At 63.4% G+C, this 17,311-nt stretch carries 22 protein-coding genes; 18 read left to right on the forward strand and 4 right to left on the reverse strand.

The features are described from left to right. Positions 1–108 precede the first annotated feature (108 nt). The 12 genes from NKI52_RS01380 to NKI52_RS01435 all read left to right on the forward strand — a co-directional run bounded on the left by NKI52_RS01380 (position 109) and on the right by NKI52_RS01435 (position 9,481). Positions 109–990 carry a transporter substrate-binding protein gene (locus NKI52_RS01380; RefSeq protein ID WP_352454853.1) on the forward strand — a complete coding sequence of 294 codons (882 nt, stop codon included), beginning with the start codon at positions 109–111 and terminating at the stop codon, positions 988–990. A 66-nt stretch (positions 991–1,056) separates the two neighbouring features. Continuing rightward, positions 1,057–1,722, forward strand: a complete 666-nt coding sequence (locus NKI52_RS01385) for an amino acid ABC transporter permease (protein WP_023678477.1) — start codon at positions 1,057–1,059, stop codon at positions 1,720–1,722. 1 nt (position 1,723) lies between these two features. Then, positions 1,724–2,374 (forward strand): amino acid ABC transporter permease, encoded by a 651-nt coding sequence (locus NKI52_RS01390; RefSeq protein ID WP_023678476.1) that lies wholly within the window; start codon positions 1,724–1,726, stop codon positions 2,372–2,374. A gap of 4 nt (positions 2,375–2,378) precedes the next feature. Continuing rightward, the gene (locus NKI52_RS01395; RefSeq protein ID WP_023678475.1) at positions 2,379–3,173 is read left to right on the forward strand and encodes an amino acid ABC transporter ATP-binding protein; all 795 of its coding nucleotides are present in this window, start codon (positions 2,379–2,381) and stop codon (positions 3,171–3,173) included. A 34-nt stretch (positions 3,174–3,207) separates the two neighbouring features. Next, positions 3,208–3,669, forward strand: coding sequence for a RidA family protein (locus NKI52_RS01400; RefSeq protein WP_352574784.1), 462 nt, complete (start codon positions 3,208–3,210; stop codon positions 3,667–3,669). A 23-nt stretch (positions 3,670–3,692) separates the two neighbouring features. Next, on the forward strand, positions 3,693–4,898 hold the full coding sequence (locus tag NKI52_RS01405; RefSeq protein ID WP_031212142.1) for an aminotransferase class V-fold PLP-dependent enzyme: 1,206 nt from the start codon (positions 3,693–3,695) through the stop codon (positions 4,896–4,898). 165 nt (positions 4,899–5,063) lie between these two features. Continuing rightward, a complete protein-coding gene (locus NKI52_RS01410) occupies positions 5,064–6,011 on the forward strand; it encodes a metallophosphoesterase family protein (RefSeq protein WP_023678472.1) in 948 nt (315 codons plus the stop codon). Between the two features lie 11 nt (positions 6,012–6,022). Then, on the forward strand, positions 6,023–6,370 hold the full coding sequence (locus tag NKI52_RS01415; protein WP_023678471.1) for a cupredoxin domain-containing protein: 348 nt from the start codon (positions 6,023–6,025) through the stop codon (positions 6,368–6,370). Between the two features lie 25 nt (positions 6,371–6,395). After that, positions 6,396–6,956, forward strand: a complete 561-nt coding sequence (locus tag NKI52_RS01420) for a sigma-70 family RNA polymerase sigma factor (protein WP_051406172.1) — start codon at positions 6,396–6,398, stop codon at positions 6,954–6,956. Then, entirely contained in the window at positions 6,953–7,786 is an 834-nt protein-coding gene (locus tag NKI52_RS01425) for an anti-sigma factor family protein (RefSeq protein WP_352696836.1), read from the forward strand. The genes NKI52_RS01420 and NKI52_RS01425 overlap by 4 nt, the downstream gene beginning before the upstream one ends. A 124-nt stretch (positions 7,787–7,910) precedes the next feature. After that, positions 7,911–8,408 (forward strand): 5-(carboxyamino)imidazole ribonucleotide mutase, encoded by a 498-nt coding sequence (gene purE, locus NKI52_RS01430; protein ID WP_023678468.1) that lies wholly within the window; start codon positions 7,911–7,913, stop codon positions 8,406–8,408. Beyond that, a complete protein-coding gene (locus tag NKI52_RS01435) occupies positions 8,405–9,481 on the forward strand; it encodes a 5-(carboxyamino)imidazole ribonucleotide synthase (RefSeq protein ID WP_352696837.1) in 1,077 nt (358 codons plus the stop codon). The genes purE and NKI52_RS01435 overlap by 4 nt, the downstream gene beginning before the upstream one ends. Before the next feature lie 92 nt (positions 9,482–9,573). Here the strand turns inward: NKI52_RS01435 and NKI52_RS01440 are convergent, their stop codons facing one another. Further along, on the reverse strand, positions 9,574–9,996 hold the full coding sequence (locus NKI52_RS01440) for a lysozyme inhibitor LprI family protein (RefSeq protein ID WP_352454859.1): 423 nt from the start codon (positions 9,994–9,996) through the stop codon (positions 9,574–9,576). 235 nt (positions 9,997–10,231) lie between these two features. Between NKI52_RS01440 and ykgO the strand changes: the two genes are divergently transcribed. Both ykgO and NKI52_RS01450 read left to right on the forward strand, forming a co-directional pair. Continuing rightward, complete coding sequence (ykgO, locus tag NKI52_RS01445) at positions 10,232–10,357, forward strand: type B 50S ribosomal protein L36 (protein ID WP_006203764.1); 126 nt, start codon at positions 10,232–10,234, stop codon at positions 10,355–10,357. Between the two features lie 94 nt (positions 10,358–10,451). Continuing rightward, complete coding sequence (locus NKI52_RS01450; protein WP_023678465.1) at positions 10,452–11,051, forward strand: tetratricopeptide repeat protein; 600 nt, start codon at positions 10,452–10,454, stop codon at positions 11,049–11,051. Between the two features lie 234 nt (positions 11,052–11,285). On the opposite strand, the gene pyk is transcribed toward NKI52_RS01450, so the two are convergent. Both pyk and NKI52_RS01460 read right to left on the reverse strand, forming a co-directional pair. Then, entirely contained in the window at positions 11,286–12,716 is a 1,431-nt protein-coding gene (gene pyk, locus NKI52_RS01455) for a pyruvate kinase (RefSeq protein ID WP_023678464.1), read from the reverse strand. Next, positions 12,713–13,159, reverse strand: a complete 447-nt coding sequence (locus NKI52_RS01460; RefSeq protein WP_502894514.1) for a DUF1036 domain-containing protein — start codon at positions 13,157–13,159, stop codon at positions 12,713–12,715. Before NKI52_RS01460 ends, pyk begins: the two co-directional genes overlap by 4 nt. 285 nt (positions 13,160–13,444) lie before the next feature. On the opposite strand from NKI52_RS01460, the gene NKI52_RS01465 reads away from it, so the two are divergent. The 4 genes from NKI52_RS01465 (at position 13,445) to NKI52_RS01480 (ending at position 16,378) form a co-directional block, all read left to right on the forward strand. Next, positions 13,445–14,242, forward strand: coding sequence for an N-formylglutamate amidohydrolase (locus NKI52_RS01465; protein ID WP_352572000.1), 798 nt, complete (start codon positions 13,445–13,447; stop codon positions 14,240–14,242). Between the two features lie 26 nt (positions 14,243–14,268). Then, positions 14,269–14,577 carry a DUF1244 domain-containing protein gene (locus NKI52_RS01470; RefSeq protein WP_352589894.1) on the forward strand — a complete coding sequence of 103 codons (309 nt, stop codon included), beginning with the start codon at positions 14,269–14,271 and terminating at the stop codon, positions 14,575–14,577. A gap of 11 nt (positions 14,578–14,588) precedes the next feature. Next, the gene (locus tag NKI52_RS01475; RefSeq protein ID WP_352589896.1) at positions 14,589–15,050 is read left to right on the forward strand and encodes a cupin domain-containing protein; all 462 of its coding nucleotides are present in this window, start codon (positions 14,589–14,591) and stop codon (positions 15,048–15,050) included. A 146-nt stretch (positions 15,051–15,196) separates the two neighbouring features. Continuing rightward, a complete protein-coding gene (locus NKI52_RS01480) occupies positions 15,197–16,378 on the forward strand; it encodes an MFS transporter (protein WP_352572003.1) in 1,182 nt (393 codons plus the stop codon). On the opposite strand, the gene NKI52_RS01485 is transcribed toward NKI52_RS01480, so the two are convergent. After that, a complete protein-coding gene (locus tag NKI52_RS01485; RefSeq protein ID WP_352572004.1) occupies positions 16,336–17,247 on the reverse strand; it encodes a LysR family transcriptional regulator in 912 nt (303 codons plus the stop codon). The two genes, NKI52_RS01480 and NKI52_RS01485, sit on opposite strands and share 43 nt — an antisense overlap. Positions 17,248–17,311 lie beyond the last annotated feature (64 nt).

Raw genomic sequence — 17,311 nt, forward strand, 5'->3', positions numbered from 1 at the left:
CTGTCTTGTACAGAGTACAGGCGTCTCTTGTAAGGGACAATGACGTCAGTTGCAACCGATGCCTGTACTGCTGGTCCAAAGGGGAACTCAACACGAAAGGAGGTCGCCGTGAACGACATATCCAAAAGGCGTGAATTTCTGAAACTGGGAATGGCCGGGCTTGCAACGGCCGGAGTGATGAGCGCCGCTACCGCGGTCGACGTTCAGAAAGCGGCGGCCCAGGCAGCGCCGGACAGCCTGCTGCGCACCGTCCTCGAGCGCGGCAAGGTGATCGTCGGGACCGGCAGCACCAACGCGCCCTGGCATTTCGAGAACGACGCCGGCGAACTGGTAGGCATGGACATCACCATGGGTCGCATCCTCGCCAAGGGGCTTTTCGACGATCCGACCAAAGTGGAATTCGTCATGCAGGATCCGGCTCAGCGCATTCCGAACGTGACCACCAACAAGGTCGACATCACCATCCAGTTCATGACCATGACCGCCCAGCGCTCGCAGCTGATCCACTTCTCCCGACCCTACTACGTCGAAGGCATCGCCTTGCTGACCCTTCCGAACGCCGAAAACAAGACCTTCGACAAGCTGCTTGCCGGCGGTTCGGCAACGCGGATTTCCATCCTGCAAAATGTCGATGCCGAGGCTAACGTGCATATCGTCCTGCCGGAGTCGCAGGTGATGCAGATAGACACGCAGGCCAACGTGCTGCAGGCCTTGGAATCGAAGCGCGTCGACGCCGCCGCGGTCGATCTGTCAACGGTGCGCTGGCTCGCCTCGCGCAATCCGGATAAGTACTTCGATGCCGGCAAGAGCTGGTTCTCGATGCTTTATGGTGCCGCGCTGCGGCAGGGCGACCTCGACTGGCTGACCTTCGTCAACCAGACCTTCACCATCGCCATGTTCGGCCATGAAACGGCACTCTACGACGCTGCGTTCAAGGATTATTTCGGACAGGAGCCGCCGGCGCGCCATCCCGGTTTCCCGGTCATTTGATGCAAGCAGGCGGAAGGACAACGTCCTTCCGCCTTCTCTCATCACAGCCCTCCATGACGAGGACGCATGGGTTATACTCTCAACTTCAACCTTATCTGGCGGCATTTCGACAAGCTCTGGGGCGGACTGCTGCTAAGCCTCGAACTGGCCGTCATCTCGATCGCGATCGGCATCGTCATCGGGCTCGTTCTGGCGGTCTGGTACGTGTCGGCCGGACGTGCGGTGCGGACCATCATCGCGGGGTATGTCGAGTTCATCCGCAACGTGCCGCTGATCCTGCTCGTCTATCTGGTCTTCTACGGCTTGCCGACGGTGGTCGACATTGCCTACAGCGCGCAAACCTCATTCATTGCCACGCTGTCGCTCTACAGCGGCGCCTACCTGGTCGAGGTGTTTCGCTCGGGGCTCGAGGCGGTGCCGCGCGGTCAACTCGACGCCGGCAAGGCAATCGGCCTGACGCCATGGCAAAGGCTGCTCGATGTGCGCCTGCCGACGATGCTGCGCATAACCCTGCCGGCGCTTTCCAACACATTCATATCGCTCTTCAAGGATACGTCCGTGGCGTCGGTCATCTCGGTACCCGAACTCACCTATGGCGCCCAGTGGATCAACTTCAACACGTTCCGCATTGTCGAAGTCTATCTGGTGGTGACGGCAATGTACCTGTTGACCGGCTACACGCTGCTTTTCGCGCTGCGGCTCGTCGAGCGCCGGTTCAAGGCGGCGCGCTGACATGCTGAGCCAGATCATCTACGCCTTGCCGTTCCTCGCCGAAGGCTTTGCCGTAACCTTGTGGGTGTCGCTGCTGGTCGTGGTGTTATCGCTCATCGCCGGCGTGCTGATGGGCGTCGGCCTTGTCTATGGTCCTTTTCCGCTGCGCTGGGCAGTGCGCATCTTCAGCGACACCATACGCGGCATTCCGATCCTGGTGCTGATCTTCTTCGTCTATTACGGCCTGCCCGCGGTGGGGCTGCATCTGGAATCCTTTTGGGCGGCCGTGTTCGCCCTCACCCTCTTCAAGACCGCACAAGTCGTCGAGTATCTCAGGGGCGCCGTCGGCTCGATTCCCAAGGGTCAGTCCGAGGCGGCGATGGCGATCGGACTGACCTTTCGCCAGCGGCTGGTCTACGTCATTTTTCCGCAGGCGTTCAGGCGCTTCCTGCCACCCTGGATCAATGGCGTCACCGACGCGGTGAAGGGCAGCGCGCTGGTCTCGCTGCTCGGCATCACCGACCTCATGCAGGCAATCAACCAGGTCATCGGCCGCACCTATGAGGCGATGCCACTCTACATTCTCGGTGCGCTCGTCTACTTCGCCGTCAACTACGCCCTCTCCTTGGCCAGCCGGCGCCTGGAGCGGCGTTTCTCCTTCATCCGGGAATAGCACGATGTCCAACGCCTCGCACCAGAATCCGGCACTTCTCGATGTCACCGAGGTTTCCAAAGCCTTTGGATCCGTCGAGGTCCTGCGCTCCGTCAGCCTGCAAGTGACACGCGGCGAGGTCGTGACTATCATCGGCCCCTCCGGCAGCGGCAAGACCACGCTACTGCGCTGCGTCAATTTCCTGGAGAGCTACGACAGCGGCTCGATCCGTATCGACGGCAAAGAAGTCGGCTATCGCGAGACGGGAACACGCCAGCGACGCAGCGAGCGCGACCTGGCGGCGATGCGAGCCGAGACCGGAATGGTGTTCCAGAGCTTCAATCTGTTTCCGCATTTGACTGCGGCCGGCAACATCATGCTTGGCCTGCGCAAGGTGCGCGGCAAGAGCAATGCCGAGGCCCGCACCATTGCCGAGCACTGGCTCGGCCGCGTAGGCCTCGCCCACAAAGCCGACAGTCTGCCGGCCGAGCTTTCCGGCGGCCAGCAGCAGCGCGTCGGCATCGCCCGCGCCGTGGCGATGGAGCCGAAGATATTGCTTCTCGACGAGATAACCTCGGCGCTCGACCCCGAACTGGTTGGCGAGGTGCTCGAGGTCGTGCGCAGCCTCGCCGAAGACGGCATGACGATGCTGATGGTCACGCATGAAATGGCTTTTGCGCGCGACGCATCGAGCCGCATCGTTTTCATGGCGGATGGCGGCGTCAGTGCCGTCGGACCACCCGCCGAGATTCTGGCGGCGGGGTTCGACAATGAACGCCTTCGCAGTTTCCTGGCGCGGTTTCGCGCCTCGCATTTTTGACATCGGACGGCGAAAGCTGTCGCAAGGAGCTTTTATGACGCCTTACATCCGGCTCGCGGAATTGGGCCTGACACTGCCCGAGCCGCCGAAGCCCATCGCCAACTTCGTCACCTATGCCGAGAGCGGACGGCTGATCTTCCTCTCCGGCCAGGGGCCGTTGCGCGCCGATGGCGCGCTCTGCACCGGCAAGGTCGGAGAGGATGTCAGCGTTGAAGAGGCTTACGGGCATGCGCGTCTGACCGGCCTGAACCTGCTCGCCGTCATGCATGCGGCGGCCGGCGACCTCGGCCGCATCGTGCGCGTCGTCAAGCTGCTTGGCTTTGTCAATGCGACGCCGACATTCGGCGAGCACCCCAAGGTGGTGAACGGCTGTTCCGATCTTTTCGCGGCCGTCTTTGATACGCTTGGCGGACATGCCCGTTCCGCGATCGGTGTCGGCTCGCTGCCGGGCAACATCACAGTTGAAATCGAGGCGGTCGTCGAGATCGCCGCCTGAAATCTTAAACAGGATCTACAGAGATGACGACCTATGCCGCTGACCGTTCCAACACGACAATCCGCGAACGGCTTGGCCTTCGCCCAATCATCAATGTCTCCGGCACGATGACGGCACTCGGTGCTTCGATCATCGTGCCAGAAGCGATTGCCGCAATGTCGGAAATGGCCTCGCAATGGGTCGAGATGGACGATCTGCAGCGCGCCGCAAGTAGGGTGATTGCACGCCTTACCGGCGGCGAGGCCGGCTTCATCACCGCATGCTGCGCCAGCGGCATAACAATGGCGATTGCCGGCGCGATGACCGGGACCAGCCTTCTTGCGATCGAGCGGCTGCCGGACGACACCGAGGGCCTCAAATCGGAGGTCATCGTTCAGCTTGGTCACATCGTCAATTATGGCGCGCCGATCGACCAGTCGATCCGGCTTGCCGGAGCCAAGGCAGTGCCTGCCGGCACGGTCAGCGTCACCCAGGATTATCATGTTGCCGAGGCGATCCGGGACCGGACGGCGGCAGCCCTCTACGTCGTTGCGCACCACACCGTGCAATACGGCATGCTCTCGCTTGAGGAGTTCTGCGAGATTTGCCACGCCAAGGGCGTGCCGGTGATCGTCGACGCCGCCTCGGAATACGATTTGCGTGGCTTTCTGGCGCGCGGCGCCGACATTGTTGTCTACAGCGGGCACAAATTTCTCTCAGGGCCGACAAGCGGCATCGTTGCCGGCCGCAAGGATCTGGTACGGGCCGCCTATCTTCAGAACCGGGGCGTTGCGCGCGCCATGAAGGTCGGCAAGGAGAGCATTGCCGGCACTATGGCGGCCCTGGAAGCCTGGGAGCGGCGCGACCATGCCGGCATTCGCCAGCGGGAAGACGCCGCACTGCATCTGTGGCAAACCGCATTGCAGGGCCTGCCTGGCATCGAGGCACGTATCATTCCAGATCCGACCGGAAATCCTCTCGACCGCCTGCAGGTGTTTGTTGCGCCGGAAAGCCGCTTCACCGCCGCCGGCCTCGCCTCGGCGCTTGCGGCGGGTTCGCCGCCCGTGATCGTGCGCAACCACGAGGTCGAGCGCGGTCACTTCTTCCTTGATCCGTGCAATCTCCATCCCGGCGAGGCGGAGATCGTTGCCGAACGCCTGCGAGCGGTGTTGAGTGCTGCCGATCGGCCCGCGGATGCGATGAAACCCGCTCGCAAGCAGTCCGCCGGAGCACTGCGCTGGCCGGACTAGACATCGCCAGAGCGTGGTCGAGCCAGTGCCTTCCAGCGCCGGCTTCGCATCGGGCCAGTGCGCCATCACGGCAGTGTGAATGAACTTTTAGTCTTCGGGCGGAATAAACCACCCCGCCCATTGGTCTCCCAAACAGACGCCATTTCCGGCGTGCAGGAGACCGGTATGACCCACCACCACGACAATGAAGCTGACGGCATCAGCCGCCGTCATGCACTGGAATGCATGATCTGGGCCGGCACGGGAGTGCTGTGGACAATTTCGGCCGGCGTGCCGGTTTCGCTCAGCCTGCTCGGTGCGTCGCAAGCCGCCGAGGCCTTGGCCACCGGCTTCACTTTCCTCCAGATCTCCGACAGCCACATCGGCTTCGACAAGGCTGCCAACCCGCACGCCATCGACACGCTGAAGGAGGCCATCGGCAAGATCCAGGCGTTGCCGCAAAAGCCCGCCTTCATGATCCACACCGGCGACATCACCCATTTGTCGAAAGCCGCGCAGTTCGACAACGCTGCCCAGATCATCGGCGGCGCAGGCTTCGACGTGCATTATGTGCCCGGTGAGCACGACCTGATCGATGACGGCAATGGCCAGGCCTATCTCGACCGCTACGGCAAGGGCACCAAGGGCGCTGGCTGGTATTCGTTCGACCAGAACGGCGTCCATTTCATCGGCCTGGTCAACGTCGTCAACCTGAAGGCTGGCGGGCTGGGCAATCTCGGCGCCGACCAGTTGGCATGGTTGGCCGATGATCTGAAGGCGGTCACCGCCTCGACGCCAATCGTCGTCTTTGCCCACATCCCGCTATGGGCTGTTTATCCCGAATGGGGCTGGGGCACCGACGACGCGGCGCAGGCCTTGGCCCTGCTCAAGCGCTTCGGCTCTGTCACCGTACTCAACGGCCATATCCACCAGATCATGCAGAAGGTCGAAGGCAACGTTACCTTTCATACCGCGCGCTCGACCGCTTTCCCGCAACCGGCGCCGGGCACCGCAGCCTCACCCGGGCCGATGACGGTACCTGCCGGCCAGTTGCGCAGCCTGCTCGGCACAAGCAGCGTGACAGTCAAGCAAGGCGGGCAGGACCTCGCCATCATCGACAGCACGCTGGCCTGAGGGGAAATGCGATGATCCGCTTCCCATCCCGCGTCTTGGTCGTATCCCCTGTCACGTTCGGTTTGGCGGCGATCCTGATAATGGTTGCCATGCCACTGAACGCAGCAGACCAGCCAATGGTCAAGATCGAGAACTTTGCCTTCACACCGGCGGTGCTGACGGTAAAGCAGGGCACTACCGTGACCTTCGAGAATGACGACGACATCCCGCATCTGGTGGTCGCCAACGATGCCTCGTTTCGCTCCAAGGCGCTTGACACCGGTGACACATATGCCTTCACCTTCACCAAAGTGGGCGACTATGCCTATTTCTGCGGGCTTCACCCGCACATGCAGGGCAGGATCACCGTCGCTCCGTGAGGATTTTCGGAAGGTTCTGTCCGGGATGCCGGGCGATGCGACGGTGTTGAACCAAGAGGCCGCGACCGAGCGCTTTCGCGAGGTGGTTCTGCCCCATCTCGCGGATGCGCTTGCGCTTGCCCGCTGGCTGACCGGCAACGCCGCCGACGCGGAGGATGTGGTGCAGGAGGCCTGTTTGAAGGCGCATGCGGGCATCGCCGGCTATGCCGGCGGCAATGCGCGCGCCTGGCTGCTGGCGATCGTGCGCAACGCCTCTTACTCCTGGCTGGCGCGCAACCGGCCGCGCAGTATCGTCGCCGTCGGCGACCTGAGCGACCTCGATGACATGACGGCTGCATATGGCGCCGGCCTGCCGGATACGGATAGTCCTGAGGCAAGCCTGATCGCCAAGGCCGACGCGGCCGCACTCGAGGCGGCGATCGCCGCGCTGCCGCACCAATTTCGCGAGACTGTGGTGCTGCGCGACATCAACGGCCTCAGCTATCGCGAGATCGCGACGCTGCTTGGCGTGCCGCTAGGCACGGTGATGTCGCGGCTGGCGAGGGCGCGCGGTCTGCTGATATCCCAACTTGGGAGGGCGCCATGAGCGCGCACAACGATGGACTGCCCGATGACCCGGCGGGCGTGGAGCTGATGATCCATGCCTTGGTCGATGGCGAGCTCGACGCAGCAGCAGCATTGGCTGTCGAGCGACGCATCGCGGCCGATCCGGCGCTCGCCGCCGAGCATGCCCGCATCGCTGCGCTGCAGACGGTCGTCAGCGGGCTGCCGAGGCTCGATGTCCGTGAGGATTTCAAGGCTCGCATCGCTGCAATCGGGACAGCCGGTACGGAGAAAGTGCTGCCGGCGCCGGCGCCCGCCGCTCGAGTGCCGCCGGCACACAGAGCGGTGCACCAATTTGGCGCGTTCGACTGGCGCGCGCTGGCGGCGTCGATCATCGTTACCGCCGTGCTGGCCAGCGGCGCGACGCAATGGATGATGCTGAGCAGGGCGCCCGACAGCTTTGCCGCCGCGGTCGCCAGCGGCCATCGCCGCAGCCTGCTGGCAGCCAGCCCCGTGGACGTCGTCTCGTCGGACCGGCACACGGTCAAACCCTGGCTGGATGGCAGGGTCGGCCTGTCGCCGCCGGCACCTGACCTTGCCAGTGACGGCTTCGCGTTGCTCGGCGGCCGGGTCGAGGTGATCGCCGACCAGCCAGTGCCGGCACTGGTCTACAGGCACCGCGAGCACCTGATCACTCTGGTCGCCGCGCCCGAGGAAACCGGCTCGACAGCCGGACCGGTCGATCTTTCTGCCGGTGGCTTCTCGCTGGTCCACTGGAGCGACAGTGCCTTTTCGTACTGGGCGATTTCCGATACCGAACGGCCTGAACTCGACGACTTCGTCAACCGCTTCCGAGCAGCGGCCGCCCCATGACAGACCGCCCCTATCCATTTGCGGAGCGACAGAAACGTCACAAGCCGCTTTGCCGTTTGCGGCCATCCTTGCGGCTCCCCTCGATTTCCGCTAATGCGCGCCTTTGCCGCCGGGGAGCAGAAGCTTGGACGATCATCGCGCCGACGTCGCCATCATCATGGGCAGCCAGTCCGATTGGGCGACGATGCGCCACGCCGCCGAAACGCTTGAGGCGCTTGGAATTCCGCACAAGCGCCTGATCGTCTCGGCCCACCGCACGCCCGACCGGCTCTATGACTTCGCCAAGGGCGCCAAGGCGGCCGGCTACAAGGTGATCATCGCCGGTGCCGGCGGTGCGGCGCATCTGCCCGGCATGACGGCGGCGATGACGCCGCTGCCGGTGTTCGGCGTGCCGGTGGAATCAAAGACGCTGTCGGGCCAGGACTCGCTGCTATCAATCGTGCAGATGCCGGCCGGCATTCCGGTCGGCACTTTGGCCATCGGCAAGGCCGGCGCTGCCAACGCTGCACTTCTGGCCGCCGCGGTGCTGGCGCTGAGCGACGAAAAGCTCGCCGCCCGGCTGGATAGCTGGCGCGCCGCGCAGACCGCCAAGGTGGCCGCCGAGCCCACGGACGCGCCGTGAGCCTGCCGGCGGGATCGAGCATCGGCATCATCGGCGGCGGCCAGCTTGGCCGCATGCTGGCGATGGCCGCGGCCCGCCTCGGCTACCGCATCGTCGTGCTGGAGCCGCAGCCGGATTGCCCGGCGGCACAGGTCGCCAACCGGCAGATCGTCGCCGCCTATGACGACGCGGCCGCGCTTAGCGAGCTGGCTGCGGCCAGTGCCGTCGTTACTTATGAATTCGAGAACGTACCGGTCGCGGCCGCCGCGGCACTTGCCTCTACGGTGCCGGTCTATCCGCCGGCACGCGCACTGGAAGTGGCGCAGGACCGGCTGGCGGAAAAGAAATTCCTCAACGGCATCGGCATACCGACCGCGGATTTCAGCCCCGTCGACAATGACCAGGAACTGACGGCTGCGCTGAAACAGTTCAACGGCAGCGGCATATTGAAGACGCGCCGCATGGGCTATGACGGCAAGGGCCAGCGTGTCTTCCGCAACATGGAAACAGGCGGCTTTGCCGGCACTTGCGAGGCGATGGGCAACGTGCCGTTGATCCTGGAATCCTTCGTCACCTTCGAGCGCGAGATTTCGGTGATCGCCGCGCGCGGCAGCGACGGCTCGCTCGCCGCCTACGATCCAGCGTGGAATGTCCATCGCAACGGTATTCTTCACAGCTCGACGCTGCCGGCCGGAGTAAAATCCGAGACGGCGGCTGCGGCTCAAACGGCGGCGGCAGAGATCCTTGCAGCGCTCGACTATGTCGGCGTCATCGGCGTCGAATTCTTTGTCCTTGCCGACGGTTCGCTGTTGGCCAACGAGATAGCGCCGCGCGTCCACAATTCCGGCCACTGGACGGAGGCCGCCTGCACCATCTCGCAATTCGAGCAGCACATCCGCGCCGTCGCCGGCCTGCCGCTGGGAAATCCCGCCCGGCAGTTCGACTGCGTCATGGAAAACCTGATCGGCGACGATGTCAGGCGCGCTCCTGAGCTGCTCGCCGAGCCCGATCTGATGCTGCACCTCTATGGCAAGGCCGAGGCGCGGCCCGGCCGCAAGATGGGCCATTTTACGCGCGTGAGCCGCCGCAGCTAGAGCATGATCCCGAACCGAAGGTCCGCGCTAGCGAAAAGTGGAATCCGGATTTCGGAAAAGATCATGCTCAAACACAAAGTTAGAACCTACGCTTACTGGATTTCGCCGCTCTCGTCCTCGTCGGGGCTGGCGCAGCTCACATCGCCTTCCGCGCAGGTCGAATCGGCGGTGAGCTGCTTGGTGCGATCGTCGGTCAGCCGCGTCAGGCATTCCGATATCAGCATCGGATAGATCGAGCCGCCTTCGCTGTCCGCGGCGGAATAGCTGCATTCCGCGTCGCGAAAAGCGATCCAGGCGCGCTGCGCCGTCTGCAACAGCTTCCTGGCTTTTGCGTCACTTCCGCCGATGAGATCCTGGTAGGCCTTGTTGAGCTTGGCGTCGGCGGATTTGTAGTCCGCGTCGGCGCAGATGTTCATCATCTGCTGGCTGTCGTCGTTGCGGTCGCATTCCTGCGCATAGGCAACAGAACCTGCCGCGAGGACGACAAGACAGGCGGACACAAGAATTCGGCGCATGACGATCTCCAATTCGCAACCGCATCATTCCAGCCGTCTCAACCCTGCGCAACGCCGCAAGACGCCAGTGGCGGATATTTGATGATACGAAACGGTCCGTATCGTTTAGGCAACGCGCTTGCGGTTGACACGGGCAACGCTCCTCGTCTATGAGCCACGCACAGTTCAAAGGCGCGTCTGTGGGCGCGCCTTAATAATTCGGCCCGTGACCGGGCCCAGACCGACGGGCAAGACCATGAAAATCAAGAATTCGCTCAAGGCGTTGAAGGCGCGTCACCGCGACAACCAGCTGGTTCGTCGCAAGGGCCGCATCTACATCATCAACAAGACCGCGCCGCGCTACAAGGCGCGCCAGGGTTGAGTTTTCGACGGAGGCTGCGCGCCTCCGTTCGCATGATACGACTCTCACGCTAAATTCAGTTTGACGATCCGGCGTCGGGGGCTAGATTCCCGCGATGCGGATTCTTTTTGCATTTTTCACGGCTTTCCTCGTTTCCGGCGCTGTCTCGCTGCCGGCGTGGGCTGAAGATCCGACCACAACTCCGCCGACAGCACCTCCGGTCGTCAAGACGAAACAGGCGCGGCTCGATCAGCTGTTTGCCGATCTCAAACGCGAACGCAATGAAAAGGCGGCCGAGCGCATCGCCGGACGGATCGGCAGCGAGTGGTCCCAGTCGGGCAGCGCCTCTATCGACCTGATGATGCAATGGTCGCAGAAGGCGATCGAAAACCAGAAATTCGATGTTGCACTCGATTTCCTCGATCAGGTGGTGACTTTGCAGCCGACCTATGCGGAAGGCTGGAACCGGCGCGCCACTGTTCATTTCATAATGAAGAACTACGGGAAGTCGATGGCGGACATCGACCGCACCCTGCAGCTCGAACCACGCCATTTCGGCGCGCTTTCGGGCCTGGCTCAGATCATGGCCGAAACCGGCCACAAGCAGTCGGCACTTGAGGCCTGGCAGCGCGTGCTCGGCATCTACCCAATGATGCGCAGCGCCCAGGACCAGGTCGCCGCACTTTCCGAGGAGCTTGCCGGCGAAGGCATTTGAGACCAGTAAGGGAGTAGGGGAATAGGGGAGTAAGGTAGTAAGGTAGTATGTGAGAGGTGCAGATTGCACTGTGGCACACATGCGCCCTACTCCCCTACTCCTGAACCGGTCACAGGCTGATGCAAGCTGGCGGAGTTCGGCGTCTATCCTAACCCGACTGCCGTCGATGCGCCCGGCTGGCGCCGTGTTTACGACGCGCCATGCAGCCGGCCTATCCGGCAGCCGCGGCCGACATTAGCGGCCGACTTCCGATCCGACATAGGCGATGCGCAACATGTTGGTCGAGCCCGGCGTCCTCAGCGGCACGCCGGCCGTGATGATGACGCGGTCGCCCGGCTTGCCGAAACCTTCATCGAAGGCGATGCGGCAGGCGCGGTCGACCATGTCGTCGAGGTCGCTGGCGTCGGGGGAAACGACGCAATGCGTGCCCCACAACAGCGACAGCCGCCGCGCCGTGTTGAGGATCGGCGACAGCGCCACGATCGGCACTTGCGGCCGCTCGCGCGCGGCGCGCAAGCCGGTCGTGCCGGACGCGGTATAGGTGATGATCGCCGACAGCTTCAGCGTCTCGGCTATTTCGCGGGCGGCGAGCGAAATCGCGTCGGCTCCGGTCGCTTCCGGTTCCGAGCGCTGCGCGTTGATAATTCCGGCATAGGTCGGGTCGGTTTCGACCTTGGTGGCGATCCGGTTCATCATCGCCACCGCCTCGACCGGATAGGCGCCGGCGGCGGACTCCGCCGAAAGCATGATCGCGTCGGCGCCTTCAAACACGGCGATCGACACGTCCGACACCTCGGCCCGCGTCGGCACCGGCGCGGTGATCATCGATTCCAGCATCTGCGTGGCGATCACCACCGGCTTGCCGGCACGGCGCGCGGCGCGGGTAATCTGCTTCTGAATGCCAGGCACGGCTTCGAGAGGCATCTCGACGCCGAGATCGCCGCGGGCGACCATCAGCGCATCCGAAAGCTCGATGATCTCGGCCAGCCGGGCGACGGCCTGCGGCTTTTCGATCTTGGCCATGATCAGCGCCCGGCCGCGTGCGATCTTGCGCGCTTCGGCCAGGTCCTCGGGCCGCTGCACGAAGGACAGCGCCACCCAGTCGACGCCGGTCGCCAGAACCGCGTCGAGATCCCGGCGGTCCTTTTCCGTCAGCGCGCCGACCGGCAGGTCGGTGTCGGGCAGGCTGACGCCCTTCTTGTCGGAAATGGTGGTGCCGGCGACGACGGTGCAGACGATCGCCTTGCCGTTGCTGCTGACCGCCTTGAGCTCGAGCTTGCCGTCGTCGATCAGCAGGCGATGACCAGCCTCGACCGAACGCAGGATTTCGGGATGCGGCAGGTAGACCCTCGTCGAATTGCCGGGCTCGGCATTGTCGTCGAGCGTGAAGGTCTGACCGGCGGTCAGCACCTCTTTGCCGTTGGCGAACTTGCCGACGCGCAGCTTTGGCCCTTGCAGGTCGGCGAGAACGCCGATCGGCCGGCCGACCGCCTCCTCGACGGCACGAATGCGGCCGACAAGCGTACGCATCAATTCATGGTCGGTGTGGCTCATATTGATGCGGAACACGTCGGCGCCGGCTTCGAACAGCTTCTTCAGCATCTCCTCGGACGAGGAGGCCGGACCGATGGTGGCGAGGATCTTGACCTTGCGGCTGCGTCTCATTGACTGTTTGTTCCCGGGGCGGCTGGAGCGCCATCCGTTGCGGGCTCGTCAGTCAGCTGGACCATCCAGCTTGCCTGCTCGCCCGTGTCATATTCCTGGAATCCGGCGCGCTGAAAGCCCCGGGCGACGCAATCGGTAACGCCGGCGATCTTGAACTCTTTTTCGGCCACGCACATGTTGATCGGGCCATCCCAGCGTCCGCCGCGCTCGGCGTCTTCTGCATAAAGATAGTAAAACCTTGATGACAACGGTCCCTCGATCAGCGTCTTGCAGCTCGATCCTTCGATGTGCCACCAGCCTTCGGTGATCCAGCCGGCTTTGGCGCGATAGCCGATGCCGACACCGACCAGGTTCTGCGTGGCGTTGCAGACCCGGAAATCGGCCCGTGCCGGCGAGGCCGAAATCACCGCGAAAAGACCCATGGCCGGTACCAGGAGCGGCATGGCCAAGGCGTGGCGCACACGCAGCCTGCCGGCGAAACCCATCCTGAAACCCCTCAAGAACCACATTTGCATCTCTCAACGCCCCTTTTCGGAAAAGTCCGTACGCATGTCAACGCGCCGATCTGTCCAATTCCAATCGATTTAGAAGGCTCTGGCGCGCTTGCGGTCGCCCCTGCTCATTTTTTTGGCAGAAACCGTGGCCAAACAACGGCATTGCGCAAGCGTTCTCTTCGTGGAATGACGATACCACCTCCCCGAAAGCCAGCGAACAGACCTTTCCCGCCAATGACCCGATCCACAGTTTTCGCGCCTTTCGATATCGTCGAAGGCGATCGCAAGCGCGGCATGGTGCTTCTGGCCGATCACGCCCGCCGCGACCTGCCGGAGGAGTATGGCAGTCTCGGCCTGCCGGCGGCGGAGTTCGACCGCCACATCGCCTACGACATCGGCGTCGAGACTGTAACCCGCGAACTCGCAAGTCTGCTCGGCGTTCCGGCGGTGCTTGCCAATTTTTCGCGACTGCTGATCGACCCCAATCGCGGCGAAGACGATCCAACGCTGATTCGCCAGCTCTATGACGGCACCGTCATCCCGGGAAATTATCCCATGGCCCCGGAGGAGCGCGAAAGGCGGCTGGACCGCTTTTACCGCCCCTATCATGATGCCGTCGGCGCCATGATCGCCTCTGTGGCGCGAGCATCCGCGCGGGCACCCTTCATCTTTTCGGTGCATTCCTTCACACCGACCATGCAGGGATTCGTGCGGCCGTGGCACGCCGGCATATTGTGGGACCTGGACGACCGCGTTGCGCGGCCGCTGATCGACATGCTCGCCGAGGACAAGAGCCTCATCGTCGGCGACAACGAACCCTATGACGGCGCACTGCGCGGCGATACCATGTTCAGGCATGCCATCGTCAACGGCTTTGCCCATGCGCTGCTCGAGGTCCGCCAGGACCTGATCGCCGACCGCAAGGGTGCCCTCGCCTGGGCCGAACGGCTGGCGCCGATCGTTGACGCGATAGATCGACGTGCCGATATACATGCGGTGAAAATATTCGGCTCGCGCACCGGGCCGGTATGATGAGGCCCAAGGGAGGCCAACATGACATGACCGAACTCAGCGAAGAACAAAAGCGCGATTTCGAAGCCGCTGCCTTCCGCCGGCTGGTCGCGCATCTGCGCGAGCGTTCCGACGTACAGAACATCGACCTGATGAACCTCGCCGGCTTCTGCCGCAACTGCCTGTCCAACTGGTACCGCGACGCGGCGCAAGCCGAAGGTGTCGAACTCAGCAAGGACCGGTCGCGCGAAATCATCTACGGCATGCCCTATGCCGAGTGGCAGGCACTGAACCAGGTCGAAGCCTCCGACGCCAAGAAGGCCGAGTTCGAGGCAAGACGCCCTAGGGATCACTAGGGGAGGACGCCGTGCCTAAGATTGACGTTGCCGACGTGCCCGGACGCAAGGGCTCATCCTATCCACCGCCGTTCGATGCACCCTGTGCCGAACGCGTGCGGCAGCGGCTAGGCAACGCAGGCGGGCTCACCGACTTCGGCATCAATCTCATGCGCCTGCCGCCGGGCAACTGGTCGAGCCAGCGCCACTGGCATTCGCACGAAGACGAATTCGTCTACGTGCTTGAAGGCGAGCTGACGCTCGTCGAAGATGCCGGCGAGACGGTGCTGCGCGCCGGTGATTGCGCGGCCTTTCCGAAAGGATCAGGCAACGGCCATCACATGATCAATAAATCGGGCGCGATGGCGATCTATCTCGAAGTCGGTTCGCGCTGGCCCGACGACGTCGCCACCTGCTCCGACATCGACATGATGAGCACCAACGCTGACGGCCGGTTTGTGCACAAAGATGGCGCGCCTTATCCCGAGTCGTAGGGATTTCGGAGTGGACCGCCGAGGTGGTTGGCCGACGCGAGAGGACGTAGCGTCTGGTCCAAGCACTTTCGGCGAAGAGCGCTTGACTGTGAATTGAATCGATCTAATTTGCCGCGCAACGCCATTTCCGGACCGGATTCTACCCGATGGACGCGCAGAAAATCACGCAGATCGCGATTCGTGGACGCTGGGCAGTGGCCGGCATCTTCCTCTCCAACGGCTTCCTGACCGGCAGTTGGGCGCCGCAGATCCCGGTGTTCCTGACGCGACTCGACATTTCGAAGTTCACGCTCGGCTTGCTGATTCTGTTGTTCGGTGCCGGCGCCGTCACTGCCATGACCTGGTGCGGCCATCTGATCTCGAAGCATGGCTCGCGCACGGTGCTGCGCTGGTTCGGACTTGCCGGCAGCTTCGGCCTTTTGGTTGTGGCTCTGGCCCCCAACGTGCCCCTTGCGGCCGTCGCCATGTTCATCTTCGGCGGTTCGATCGGCGGCATGGACGTCGCCATGAATGCCAACGCAGTGGCAGTCGAACGGCGGCTGTCCCGTGCCATCATGTCGTCCTCGCACGGCTTCTGGAGTCTTGGCGGTTTCGCTGGCGGCGCTTTGGGCGGTTTCGCCATCCAGAACTACGGTCACCTCGCCCATGCGACAGTGGTGACGGCTCTTGCCTTTGCCGTCATCGCCGTCGCGATCCGCTACCTGATCGCCGAGGACAAGCACCCAGTCGCCGAGCATCACAAATTCGCGCTGCCAGCAAACCCGCTGGTCTATCTGGTTGGGCTGATGGCGCTGCTGACGATGATCTCCGAAGGTGCGGTACTCGACTGGGCGGCGCTGTATCTCAGGCAGGAGCTCGGCGCCGATCTTGCCATCGCAGGCCTGGCCTATGCCGCCTTTTCCGGAGTCATGGCCATCATGCGCTTTCTCGGCGATGGCGTCCGCAACCGTTTCGGTGCCGTTACGACATTGCGCGCCTCGGCCCTTGCCGCTGCTGCCGGCATGCTGGTGGCCGGGCTGGCTCCCTCGCCTTGGCTGGCCATTGCCGCCTTCGCCTTTTGCGGCCTCGGCATTGCCAACATGGTGCCGATCATTTTTTCGGCCGGCGGCAACCAGGAGGGCATGGCGTCCGGCACAGGCATGAGCGTCGTCACAACAATGGGTTACTCAGGCATTCTGGTGGCGCCGTCGGCGATCGGCTTCGTCGCCGAGCACTCGAGCTTCGGCCCGATCTTCGTCGCACTCTCCGGGCTGCTGGTCGTCGTGCTGTTGATGGCCGGCCTCGCTCACCGCGCCGAATTCGCTGCCGAGCCTGCACCGGCTGAATAGCGCTTGAACTCTTCGTAGAGGAAATCCGCGACGCGGCGGATGCGCACGCTGGTACGCACGTCGCGGTGCATGGCCAGCCACACCGGCAGCGTCGGCAGCGGGAGACCCGGCAGCACTGTCTCGACCAGCGGATCACGGTCGGCGAGCGGCTCCTGGCCAAAGCCGATGCCGTTTCCCGCCCGCACCGCTTCCCACAGCACGATCTGATTATCGGTCCTGAAGCGGAAGGCATTGCGGGCGAGCGGGACGCCGAACTGGGCAAAGCCGCGAATGATCTCATCGCTGCGGTCGAAGCCGACCAGATCATGGCCGGCAAGATCGCGGGCCTCGCGCGGACGGCCACGCCGGTCCAGATAGGATTTTGCCGCGCAGGCGCGGAGCGGAATGTCGGTCACCTTGCGCGCGACCAGCTCATTCTGCGCCGGCTTGACCATGCGAATGGCGATATCGGCGTCGCGACGCAGCAGATTCTCGACCTGGTTCGAGGCGACGATCTCGACCTCGATGCCCGGCTCCTCGAACCCAAGCCTCGCTGTGATTTCCGGCAGCACATAGGCCGCCACCACTTCGCTGGCGGCAATGCGCACCGTACCCTCGATCGCCTCGACCGATCCCAGCGCCAGCAGCGAAAAGGCGCTCGCCTGCTCGCTCACCGCGCGGCCCCGTTCAAAGAGCGTGCTGCCCGCTTCCGTGAGCGCGTAGCCACGCCGCCCGCGCCGGAAGAGCGTGACACCGAGCGCCTGTTCCAGCTCGGTGATGTGGCGGCCGAGCGTCGGCTGGCTCGCGGCAAGTTTTCGCGCGGCGGCCGACAGGCTGCCGGTCTCCGCCACGGTGACGAAACTCTTGATCAGGTTCCAGTCAATATCCATTCAAAATTGAATATCATATCGCCAATCATAGTCAATTTTCATTCGTTTGCGAAGATACAATATT

This window comes from Mesorhizobium sp. M0590, assembly GCF_040320905.1.
Taxonomy (GTDB): Bacteria; Pseudomonadota; Alphaproteobacteria; order Rhizobiales; family Rhizobiaceae; genus Mesorhizobium.